Annotated in this window: 11 protein-coding genes; 2 read left to right on the top strand and 9 right to left on the bottom strand. The window is 67.6% G+C overall.

Annotated elements, in window-relative coordinates:
* The coding region (locus KEG57_RS48270; RefSeq protein WP_272427781.1) for a hypothetical protein at window positions 1–591 on the bottom strand (591 nt) is incomplete at its 3' end.
* 137 nt (window positions 592–728) lie between these two features.
* Between KEG57_RS48270 and KEG57_RS48265 the strand changes: the two genes are divergently transcribed.
* Window positions 729–1,532, top strand: a complete 804-nt coding sequence (locus KEG57_RS48265) for a hypothetical protein (RefSeq protein WP_272459776.1) — start codon at window positions 729–731, stop codon at window positions 1,530–1,532.
* A 130-nt stretch (window positions 1,533–1,662) separates the two neighbouring features.
* On the opposite strand, the gene KEG57_RS48260 is transcribed toward KEG57_RS48265, so the two are convergent.
* From KEG57_RS48260 to KEG57_RS48235, 6 genes are all read right to left on the bottom strand, one after another.
* Window positions 1,663–3,195, bottom strand: coding sequence for an SBBP repeat-containing protein (locus KEG57_RS48260; protein ID WP_272459775.1), 1,533 nt, complete (start codon window positions 3,193–3,195; stop codon window positions 1,663–1,665).
* 307 nt (window positions 3,196–3,502) lie between these two features.
* A complete protein-coding gene (locus KEG57_RS48255; protein ID WP_272459774.1) occupies window positions 3,503–3,727 on the bottom strand; it encodes an RNA polymerase sigma factor in 225 nt (74 codons plus the stop codon).
* A gap of 307 nt (window positions 3,728–4,034) precedes the next feature.
* On the bottom strand, window positions 4,035–4,562 hold the full coding sequence (locus tag KEG57_RS48250) for a hypothetical protein (RefSeq protein ID WP_272427785.1): 528 nt from the start codon (window positions 4,560–4,562) through the stop codon (window positions 4,035–4,037).
* Window positions 4,563–4,645: 83 nt separating this feature from the next.
* On the bottom strand, window positions 4,646–5,350 hold the full coding sequence (locus KEG57_RS48245; protein ID WP_272427786.1) for a hypothetical protein: 705 nt from the start codon (window positions 5,348–5,350) through the stop codon (window positions 4,646–4,648).
* Entirely contained in the window at window positions 5,347–5,925 is a 579-nt protein-coding gene (locus KEG57_RS48240; RefSeq protein WP_272427787.1) for an RNA polymerase sigma factor, read from the bottom strand. The genes KEG57_RS48245 and KEG57_RS48240 overlap by 4 nt, the downstream gene beginning before the upstream one ends.
* A 37-nt stretch (window positions 5,926–5,962) precedes the next feature.
* Complete coding sequence (locus tag KEG57_RS48235) at window positions 5,963–7,018, bottom strand: hypothetical protein (RefSeq protein ID WP_272459773.1); 1,056 nt, start codon at window positions 7,016–7,018, stop codon at window positions 5,963–5,965.
* 372 nt (window positions 7,019–7,390) lie between these two features.
* Here KEG57_RS48235 and KEG57_RS48230 point away from each other — a divergent pair, with 372 nt between their 5' ends.
* A complete protein-coding gene (locus tag KEG57_RS48230) occupies window positions 7,391–8,752 on the top strand; it encodes a hypothetical protein (protein WP_272427789.1) in 1,362 nt (453 codons plus the stop codon).
* Between the two features lie 739 nt (window positions 8,753–9,491).
* On the opposite strand, the gene KEG57_RS48225 is transcribed toward KEG57_RS48230, so the two are convergent.
* Both KEG57_RS48225 and KEG57_RS48220 read right to left on the bottom strand, forming a co-directional pair.
* Window positions 9,492–10,148, bottom strand: coding sequence for a TMEM175 family protein (locus tag KEG57_RS48225; protein ID WP_272427790.1), 657 nt, complete (start codon window positions 10,146–10,148; stop codon window positions 9,492–9,494).
* A gap of 4 nt (window positions 10,149–10,152) precedes the next feature.
* Entirely contained in the window at window positions 10,153–11,226 is a 1,074-nt protein-coding gene (locus KEG57_RS48220; protein WP_272427791.1) for a fatty acid desaturase family protein, read from the bottom strand.
* Between the last annotated feature and the right edge of the window lie 3 nt (window positions 11,227–11,229).

The raw sequence follows: 11,229 nt of genomic DNA, 5'->3' as shown, positions 1-11,229 counted from the left end.
GTTCTTCAGGTCGCGCTTGAAGTTCTTGAGGCGCGTGTGCGCGCCACGCACGGCGGCGCGATACCCGGCCTCGGCGACGACGCGGGCCGCCTCGAAGGGTCGATACGCTTTCACGGCGACGTCGTACGCCTCGCCCTTCGCCTCGATGGCTGAGGCCCAGGCATTGCGCTTGTTCTCGGGCCATTGCGGCGCGTTGGCGGCGAGGATGCGGGTCCTTAGGACCTCCATGAGCAAGGGCTGCCCGAGCGGGTCGCCCGCGGTATACGTGCCGATGCCCTCGGGATAGACGCCGTCCATGTGCGTGCTCTGCTGGGGCCGGCCGAGGGCATTCCACATCTCGTCGCGGACGCTGCCAATGAGGCCATCCGCGTCGTGATCAATGCCGGCCACGGTGGCCCACGCGAGGGACTCTGCCTTTTTCGCGGCCTCATGGATCGCCTTCGCGTTGTCGAGCGCCGTGACGCCCGGCTGGAGCCGGGCGACAGCCGTCTCGGCGACCTCGCCCCCGCGCCCAATGGCGGTCTCGTATGCAGAATGGACGTCCTCGTCGATGCGCTCGATGGCCGCCGTCGCGGAGATGACTTCTCCCATGGGAAATGCCCCCTTTATGTGTGTAAAGGCGTATGGGCGGGCACCATGCTACAAAGGTAGGGGAGATGTCAAGGGGGAAGGTGTGGAACCGGTCGATGATGGGCTACGTCGAGCGGAACCATCGTTTCGGACACCTCGTGTTCGAACGCGACGCTATCGTCCGCGCCGCGTTACGCGCTTACGTCGAAGCCGTCCTCGCAGGCTACCCGCTCCAATACCCCTCGTTCGCCACCGCCTCCTTCTATCCGCGTTGGCTGGGCGACCTCGGGCGAGGCGCCTTCGACAACGCCAATGGAGAAGGAGACAACGACGTCGTGGCCTGGACCGAGGCGGGCGTCGTTGGCCTTGCGTACGAGCTGGGGTTCGGGCCGATCGAGCACTTCGGCCTGTCAGAAGACGCGGTGACCGGTGGCCCGGACGATGTGCGCGGGGCCGTGCCGGGGCTCCCCGCCGAGCTTTTGCCGGCCCTCGTGATGGCCGTCCGCATGCTCGGAGAGGGAAATCAGGGGGAGAAGCTGGCAGGGGTCGGCTTCTGGCTCTACGGCGATCGCGTCGCCGGCACGCTGTTCGACGACCCGACGCTCTGTGGCGCCGACCGGCTGGCCGCGTGGGGCTTGCTCCGAGGTGGTCGGCTGCTGCCCGTTCATCACGCCGATGTGGCGGAGTACAACCGAACGAACGCCGCCTCCATCCACGCGATTGTGGACGCAGTGACCGCCCGCGCTCTGGTTGGCCCTACGGAGCTGACGACGGACGAGCTCGCGACGCTGCTTCCCAAGCCGCCCGATCCGAAGCAATTGCTTCACGCGCAACGCAAGCTTCAAAAGGTGGGCATCACGTGGCCCGGTTCGCCCGAGATCCCGCCGCTGCCGCCTCCAGGGCTCAACCCTTTTACGGGCGAACCCTTTACGGCAGCGGAAATCGATCGTTTCATCCTATGAAGGCGTAAGCTCCCACGGATCAACATTCCTCGATGCAAAGCGGCAGCGGTGGCGGTCGCGGAAACGGTAATCGGGATCTGATTGTGTACCGCTGTTGCGGAAACTCGCCGAACGGCTGCTCGTTGGAGCGTCAGGGGCCTAGGAACTTCGTGAGAAAGCCGCCCCAGGGGGCGCCGGGCGGGGTCGGCTGCGCGGCGTTATAGACGGGGAAATTCGCGGAATCCGTCCAACCAGCCACGACGGCGTTTCCATACTTATCGACGGCGACGCCGTACAGAGAATCGTGGCCGCTCCCGCCCAAATACGTCGAGTACGCCGCCGCCGATCCCCAGACATTCAGCTCCATCAAGAATCCGTCGGCGGAGCCGCCGCGGTACGTCTTCTGAAGCGCGTTCGCCGTCACGGGGAGGCTAGACGAGGTCGTCATACCCGAGACGTACGCCTTTCCGCTGCTGCTCACGGCGATGAAGGGAATCTCGCGGCCCGGGCCGCTCCCCACCCAGGTGGAGTACGAAATAGCGCTGCCAGGCTCGTTGACCTTCGTCACGAATACGTCGAATTCATCGGCAAGCCCCTTCTTGACCCCGCGGAACGCGCCCGGCGTCGTGGGGAAATGGGTGGAGTCCGAAATCCCAACCACGTATGCGTTGTAAGCGCTGTCCACCCCGATTCTGTACCCGACGTCGGAGCCGCTGCCTCCGATCATGGTCGAGTAATAAAACGCCGAACCGCTGGGAATCAGCTCGGTGACGAAAACATCCCCGCCAAACGTGGGGTCACCGTAGGTCCTTTGATATGCGCCGGGTGTCGTCGGGAAGGGGAGCCCGACGCCATTCGGCGGAGGGTACGTGGCCCCGGCGACGTATGCATAACCGGCCGCATCGACGGCGATGTCCATGCCGTCGTCGGAGCCGCTACCTCCGAGGTAGGTCGAGTACACGAGGCTCGAGCCCGCCGCATTCAGCTTCGTGACGAATGCATCCATGTCCCCGCGGAGCGTTTGCTGTATTGCCCCGGGCGTCACAGGGAAATCGGCCGAAAGCGTACTACCTGCCACGTAAGCATTTCCAGCGGGATCCACGGCGATTCCGTACGGCCGGTCTTCTCCGCTGCCGCCAAACCGGCTGTAGTAGGCGAGCGCGTTGCCCGCGGCGTTGAGCTTCGCGACGATGATCGTCTGCGACGGGTGCGCATAGGTCTTCGCGAGCACGTACACGCATCCCGCGTTGTCCACCGCGATATCCCGGACACTCTCATTGTAGGAGGCGCCGAATGTCGCCGTCCACAAGAGCGCGCCGCTGGGGCTGTATTTGGCGACGAAGATATCAAGGTTGCTGCTATTGATGATCGACGCCGTGCCCGCCACGTACACGTTCCCCGCCGGGTCCACCGCCGGTATGCCGCCCGAGATGCCTCCTGTTCCTCCGACGAACGTCGAGAAACCCACCGAGGTGAGCGCCTCCGTCGCCTCGGCGACGTTCTCCTCTTCGCTCACCACGTCGGAGCCGCCGCGTACCTCGATCTCTTCCCATTCCTCGACGACCATCTCGTCCACGGGCCCGCAACCCAGCATCGCCGGCGCGAGGCAGGCCAAGCAGAGCCCCGCTGCCGTCCATCGGCCCGTCGTCATCATCGCTTTGCCCAAGGTATGCGCAGGATTCATCGTATGCCTCCGGTGTCGGAGGCAGCATTTGCAGGAACCGGGCCAACGCTCGGGCGGTGGGAATGGGGGGTAAAAGCTCGAGCGGGTTTGGCTGCGAAGGGCGGCTGGCGCGTCAATTGCGCGCGGGTGACGTCGACGGGACCGCTGACGTGTCAGCCCCGACGTCGTGGCGGCCTGAACCGGGATGGAACGCGGCTCGTCACGGGCTCGTAGGATGGTGCCGCGCGAACTGGGAGCGAGGCGGGCGCAGGAACGGATACGTATACGGGAGCGGGTTTGGTAGCGGAAGCGGGAGCGGAGGCGGGACTTACGCGGGCGCGAGCATCTGCAAACGCTTTCGGGCGAGACGCAGGCGACCGTGCCATACCGTGATGAAGACGTCTTGCAGGACATCGTCCACGTCGCTGAGAGGGATGGCCTGGACGAGAAGAAGGCGGCGCAGGAAAGCGCGGTGTTCGAGGTAGAGGCGGCCGAGCAAGGCGTGCGATGCCGAAAAGTTTGCCGGCGGAGGATGGAGGAGTAGGGTGAGCATTAGCTCATGGCTCCGTGGCGTCGGGGTTGTGGGTGAGACGCTGGTCGGTGTTGCAGCACCGACCAGCGTCGCTTGTTTTGTCCCACGAATCGGGGACGAACTCAACGATAAAAGTTGAATTGGTTCGTCCCGGGGGAACCACCCCGTTGCTCTTGGCAGGACCGCTTGCGGTCTTGATTCGGCCTGTTCGATGAACTGCGCATCGCGCAGTTCATCGACCCCGGGTCCAGCGCTTGCGCAGGCCCCGGGTCCAGGGGCGGATAGCCCCGGTGGGGTCTGGGGCAAAGCCCCAGCGACCCGCCTTCGACTACATGGGCTTCTCGCACATCCCCGCGATGCAGACGTAGCCGAGACAGGGCTGGCCGCAATCTGCGTCGACTGTGCAGTTTGGCGGGAGACCGCCGGCGGAGTGGCACTCGGTGTTGATGCAGACGCTGCCGCAGCCGCATTCCTCGTCGGTGTTGCACTGCTCCGGGAGCGGGTCGATCTGCACGCAGCAGCCGACGCCGATTCCCGAGCCGCACGGGTAGGTGTTGGCGTCGAGCCACTTGCCGTTGAGGCAGGCGCCGGGCGCGCTCTCGGTGCAGATGCCGCCGGCGTCGGTGCAGGCGTTGCCGCCGCCTGCGCCGCCTGCGCCGGCGGTACCACCCGCGCCGCCTGCGCCGGCGGTACCACCCGCGCTGCCGGTGCTGCCGGTGCTGCCGGTGCTGCCGGTGCTGCCGGTGCCGCCGCTACCTCCGCTGCCTCCGTTGGCGATTGTGGCGGGCGTGCAGGCGGCGATTGCGAGCGTGGTGGCGAGGGCGATGAATGAGAATGAAGCAAGACGAAGCATCATGTTGGGCCTCCTTGCGACGTGAATGCGGGGGGGGAGGCGGGACCTTCGGAGAATCGACAGGGAGAATCTTTTTTTCGAGCCCCTCACCGCGCCCCTTCGAGGCGCTTGCGCACGCGCTCCTCGTATAGGCTCCCGCGTGCTCGGCTGAGGAGGGCCTCGCCGCGGGTGCGGGCCTCGTCGGTGCGGCCGAGACGACGGAGCGCGTCGATGATCACGATTTCGCGCTCCATTCCGAGCTTGCCGGTGGGGAAGCGGGCGGCGTGCGCCTCGGCGAGGGAGAGTGCCTCGGCGGGGCTTGTGTTGAGTGCGGCGCGGGCGCGCTCGAGCAGGGCGGCCTCCTCGGCCAGCGGATCGGGCGCGGGGGCTTCGGCGGATGCACTGAGCGACGGCGCGGGCGCGGCGGAGATTGGGGCGCGCGGCGCAGGCGGGGGCGGGGTGGCCGTGGAGGACGGCGACGGCGCGGGCGGCGCGGCTGGAGGCGGGGGCTGCGCCACGGTGAGCGCGGCGGGAGGCGAGGGCGGCGGCGCGGATGGGGGCGGCGCGGGCGCAATGAGGGCATGCACGCCCCAGGCGACGAGCGCGGTCCCGGCGCCGAGGCCGGCGCAGAGCGCGGCGGCCGGCAGCCATGAGATTCCTCCCGCCACGACGGCGGCGGCGGCGTACCGCCCGAGGCGCGCGCTGGTGCGGGCGCGCTCGGCCTTCGTCATCGGGCGTGCCTTCGATCCGGCGCGGAGAAGCGCGCGCACGTCGTCGGGACCGTCATCGCGAAGGCGGGTCGGCTCGCTCATTCGAGGCTCCCTCCGCGCGCCTTGTGGCGCGCCACGATCTTCTGGAACTGCTTGCGCGCGGCGCTGAGCCGCGACCACACCGTGCCGACGGGGACGCCGAGGATCGCCGCGATCTCCTCCGATGGCAGCTCGTCCAGCTCGAACATCACGAAGACCGCGCGCTTGTCGAGATCCATCTCGTCGAGCACGCGGTCGAGCGCCGCCCGCGCGCGGCGCGCCTCCAGGGCGGCGTCGGGGGACTCACCCGTGGGCGCCTCGAAGGTCGCCGCGACGTTGTCGGTCGGCACCTCGCGGCGGAACCACGCGCGCCGCCGGTGCGCCGCTGCGACCCGCAGGCACACGCCGAAGAGCCACGTCGTCAGGGCCGAGCTCCCGTCGAAGGTGTGCAGGCGTTTGTGCACGACGACGAACACCTCCTGGAAGACGTCCTCCAGATCGGCCGGCCGGATGCCGAGCCGCTGGAGCGAGCGCCACACGAAGTCGGCCTGCGCCTCGTGCACGGCGAGCACGTCGAGCTCGTTCGTGGCGGAGGAGGGCGCGGTGGCGGTGCGGGGGGCGAGGGCGGCGAAGATCACGCGGCTGGCCGTGAATGCGCGGAGGTGCGCCGGACCTTCACGGAAAATTCGCCCCCAATCCCACGAAGGGCAGCCCGGTCACCGGCGCTTGCTCGAAGATGGGCTGCGTCCACCCGTTCACCTCGAACGGGCGCTGTGTGATCGGCACGATCACGTGCACGCCCATCTCCGCGTGCAGGCGCGGTGCGAGACGCACGCGAAGCCGCGGCGTGATCGCCGCGGCCGCCCAGAACCAGTCCCCGGGCTCGGCCGGCTCGAGGTCGTAGACGACGGCGTGCAGCGCCCCCGCCCAGAACGACCCACAAGCGGCCAGATCCGCCGCGCTGGTCCGCGCCACGTCGACGCACGCCCCGAGCGCGAGCGTCGACAGCCCGAAGCCGAAGTGCCCGTCTTCCGTCCGCGCCTCCGGCAGCCACAACATCTCGCCGGTGAGCTGCACGCGCGGCGCGACGGCCACGTGGCCTGAAAGCCCGACGCCCGGCGCCGCCTTCGGCAACAGGCCGAGGCCGATCCCGCCCCGCAGGGCGATCCCCGAGGCCCCGAGCGCCTCCGGCGGCGTGGGCGCGGGGGCGGGGACGGGCGGTGTGGCAGAGGGCAGCGGAGGCGGAGGCGGGGGCGGCGGCGGAGGCGGCGGCGGAGGCGGAGGCGGCGGCGGAGGCGGCGGCGGAGGCGGCGGCGGAGGCGGAGGGAGCAGGCCGGCATCGGGATCGATGACGAGGGCGACGGCAAGCACGATCGCAGCCTCGATCGGGCCGCAGTTGGTCGCCTCGCTCGTCAGATCGCGCACGCCGGCGAGCGCCCCGTCGCGGCCCCGCACGTAGATCTCGGCGCGGAAGCCGCGGTCTGCGCGCGAGATGATGGCCTCGATGGAGCGTTCGGCATCGGCTGTGAACGGGCTCCTCCCCAGCCGCGCCGTTACCAGGTCGGCGATTTGCTGCTGGCTGGAGCATGCGTCCGCGCCCTGCCCCCGCACCCAAGCGAAGCGCACCGACTCGGTCTCCGCCCCCGCGTGCGGCGCGAGGAGCGCGAAGGCAAGCGCGGTCGCGCCCGCGCAGAGGGAAGAGGAAGCGATGGGTCGGGGAGGGGAGCGCACGGCCGGGAGCATCGCTCAGTGCAGGCCGATCGACCAGGTGGCTGGTGTCCTGGGACCGAAGCTCGTCGAAGAACGATTCCCTCACCCCCATCCCCGCTCCCTCCCGGGAGAGGGGAGAAACGCCATCTGTCACCCCTCTCCCAGAGGGAGAGGGGCCGGGGGTGAGGCGCGTACTTTTAATATGGCGATTGCCGATCCCCTCTACGACGGTCCGCGAGGTCATTACGACATCTGTGGCCTGTGGCGCAAAGAGGCATCTCGCGCACGGCTGCCTTGTCATACACCCGTAACACACTTGTCAATATCCCCGGCGCCCTTGCCAGGCTGACGTTCCTGAGCAATAAAGGGTCGCCACCCCTCGCTGGAGATACCATGGTGAACAAATCGCGCTTCCTTGCAATCGGTCTCCTTGCTGCCCTTTCCGTCCCCGCCTGCGCTGCGCAGGATTCTACGCTCCCCGAGGAAACAGAATCGGCCGCCTCCGCCGCCACGGCGACCCGGATCTATGCCTCGGAGGGAGACCTCGACTTCTCCTTCGAGACGCTCGGCACCTTCGAGGAGCGCGACGGCGTCCGCGCCCTCATCTTCCGCGGCACCGCGAACCGATACCTGCAGAACGTCTTCAGCTTCGTGCCCGATGACGCTTTCGCGCAGGCCAACATCATCAGCGAGCGCCGGCTCGAAGTCGTGATCCACGAGGGCCACGAGCTGAATACCTTGCTTTCGGGCCTACCGCTCTTCGTCTCCATCAACACCTTCACGGGCTCGCCCAACCAGTACACGGCTCGCGTCGAGATCTCGGCGCGTTTTTACGATTTCCTCGGGGCAAGCGACCTCTGGATCGACGAGGCCGTGAAGCCTTCCTACGTCGTCAACGGCACCGATAACATCGTCTATCGCGGTGGCGTCAACGTGCTCGGAAACCCGCTCACCGTCACGGCGCCCGATGGCGCGCCGACGGTCTTCCCCGTCGATGCGGATAGCTATCGCCTCGACTGGTCGTACGCGAATCTGCACGACGCCATCGATCCGCACACGCAGGCCTTCTCCTTCAGCGCGACGCGTCCCGACGGCACCATTGCGAACAAGACGGCGCGCCTCGTCGCGCGCGTGACGGGCCTCGCCCTCACCTCCGGCGACCCCTACAACGTATGGCCGACGCCTCCGTGTGAGCCGGCGGTTTATAGCTGCTACCACAGCCAGCCCGCGGGCACGACCGACTTCGCGGCGTGTGGCACCTACCGCCAGGTGCAGCGCTGTGTTTATGCGAACGCGTGCGACGTGGCCCAGGAGCCCCTCTCGCTCTCCGCGATTGATGCTTCCTCGCTCGAGCCCGCGCGCGCGGCGTGGAACCAGGGATCGACCGGCTACAACTGGCGCAACATCCAGCCCATCGCCGCCTACGATACGCCGGAGTGTCCGGAGGCGCCGGTCACGATCACGAGCATCGTCGACGAGATCGCCTCCACGGATCAGAACCAGCCGGCCGCCGAATACGGCACGTTCACCGATCGCGCCGGCCTCGCTTCGACCACGTTCTTCGGATCGAGCGGCGGCAGCGCCCTGCTCGCCGCGATCGACGCCTTCGCGGGCGGCGGCGACATCGAGGCGTGGTCCTACAGCGAGCAGGTGTCGTGCCACAACTGCACCGACAACATTGCGCGCGTGGTGCTCTACTACCCGCAGAGCGGCGTGGTGCTCGTCCTCGACGGCAATTACGGCTACGACTCCTGATCCGAAAGACCGCTTGTAGCTGTCGCGCTCGGCATACCCGAAGACTGGACAGCCCACCCATTCCAGGCAAACGCCTGCGCGGCGCAAGAAAGGCGTGCGCCGCGAAAAGCCCGATCTCCCACCGGACCCCTGCGCGATCACGCTCGACCTCCCCGCCCTCGCGAAGCGCCCCACGCTCGCCACGACGCGCGCCGCCTCCTGGTCACGAGCGCCCCGTGCCTCTTCGCCCGCGGCGCGCCTCCCGCTCGAACCGCCCCGCCGCCCTTCCTCCGCAGAGGCCACCCCGACGCAGGGGCCCCCACCCCCCGAGCGAAGGAGCCCGCCGACCGACCGAAGGACCCCGCGCACCGGTTTCCGGACGGCCCCCCCGATCGCCCCGCAGCCTATCCGCCCGTCGGAAGCGCCGCGCCTTCGGCCGCAGGGGTGACGGGCGCGCACCACATCACCGAGAGCCCTCGGTATCTGCCGGGGCACTACGACCGGCGCCGTCGTTCGGGGACGTGACGACCACCGATCGACCCCTGAGAGGTGCAGGGGCTTGGTCGCTCGTCGCCTCGCGTTTGCCCTGGGACGTTCACATGTTTGGGCTCACACGTGCCTCTGGCGGGTGCGTCGGAAAGACCCCGACGACGGCTACGACGTAGACGAGGGGACGAGCGCAACCCTTCGACGCGGTCCTCGGGGCGCGAGGACCTGGCACGGCGCAGCCGAGCGCGCCTCGCCTCTTGCTTCGGAAGAATCAGCTCTTGCGAGGGCGAGAACCCTCCCGCTTGGCGTAGATGCTCGGCAACACGCCGTACACGAGCGGCACGAATGCATAGACCACAACACTGAGGACGGTGCTCATGAACGAGAGCCCTATCGCGATCAGATAGATCACCGGTGTGGCGAGCGAGCGGCGTAGATGGATTTTGACGTCCTCGAGATCAATGTGGGGATCGACCAGCCGCCGGTTCCTGGTCGCGTAACGCCACGTCGCATGGTGGACGAGGCTGATGGCCAGGAGGTGTGCGCCGTAGAGCACCACGACCGCCTGCTGATCCAGGTACCGGCCGAGCAACGTCGTGGTGAAGGGGACGGTCGCGATGAGCATGAGGAACAGCATGGTCATCCACAAGAGGGCTTGATCGGCGCGCTTGACGAAATGAAATTGCTCGTGCTGCGCCACCCAGGACATCCCCAGCACGATGAAGCTGACGAAATAGCCAAGGAACATCGGCCACAAGCGGAGCAGCGCGCGGGGTATGTCCTGGGCTGTAGGATGCTCGATCTCCGGTACTGGTATCTCGAGGACGAGGATCGTCATGACGATGCCGAAGACCGCATCGCTCAGGGCCTCGATCCGACTGGTCCGGAGGCTCGACGCGAATTCGTGCGGGACGGGTGGAAGCGCCATTGGGTCAGTGTATTCGAGCCGGACGCGCGCGCGAGGGGAGTGCGTTTTCGAGGATCTGTCTGGCCACGCTCGTGAGCTGCGCCCGGAAGCTACCGGTGTTGTAGCTCTGCCCGTACCGTTCGCAGATCGCGCGCACACGCGGCGCGATCTCCGGGTAGCGGCAGGCGGGGAGATCGGGGAACAGGTGGTGTTCGATCTGGTGGCTGAGGTGGCCACTCAACACGTGGAACAGGCGACCTCCTTCGATGTTGGCCGACCCGTGGATCTGGCGCAGGTACCAGGCACCGCGTGGTTCGTCCTGGATTTCCTGCTCGTGGTACATGCGCACCCCTTCCGGGAAGTGCCCGCAGAAGATGATGGCGAAGGCCCACACGTTGCGGATCCCATTGGCGATGAAGTTTCCGAGCGCGACCCGTGGCGCATTCGCCAGCGCCAATGCCGGAAAGAACACGTAGTCCTTGAACAGTTGTCGCGAGCCCTTGGCCAGGAATGGCCGCGCACGGGTCCAGAGCTCGGCGACGGACTGGCGGCCGGCGATGGTCTCGTCGAGGCGCAGCGCATGAGCCCCGATGCCCCACTGGAACAGGAATGCGAGCCCCACCGCGACGAACGGCTGGATGATATGGGCCGGATTCCACGGCTGTTCCGACGTCACCCGAAGAAAGCCGTAGCCGACGTCGCGGTCGCGACCGAGGATGTTGGTGAACGTGTGGTGCTCGAAGTTGTGGTACTCGCGCCACTGGTGGGCGGCGCAGGCCATGTCCCAATCATAGGTTTCGCCGTCGAGCTCGGGATCGTGCGTCCAATCGTACTGGCCGTGCATCACGTTGTGCCCGACCTCCATGTTCTCGAGGATCTTGGCCAGGCCGAGTGCTCCGCTGCCGAGCGCGAAGGTGACGGGATCGATCCCGACGTGGAGGAGCAACCGGCCGGCGGCCTCCGCGTAACGCATGGTGCGCACGACGCTGCGAATGTGATCGACATCGCGTTGTCCGCGCTGGTCGAGAACTTCTTGGCGGATTGCATCGAGCTCGCGGCCGAAGGCGTCGATTTCGTGGGGGGTGAGGATGCGGTTCATCGG

The sequence above is a fragment of the Polyangium jinanense genome, assembly GCF_028435365.1.
Note: the sequence above shows the minus strand (reverse complement) of the source record. Positions and strands in the feature narration are given on the sequence as shown.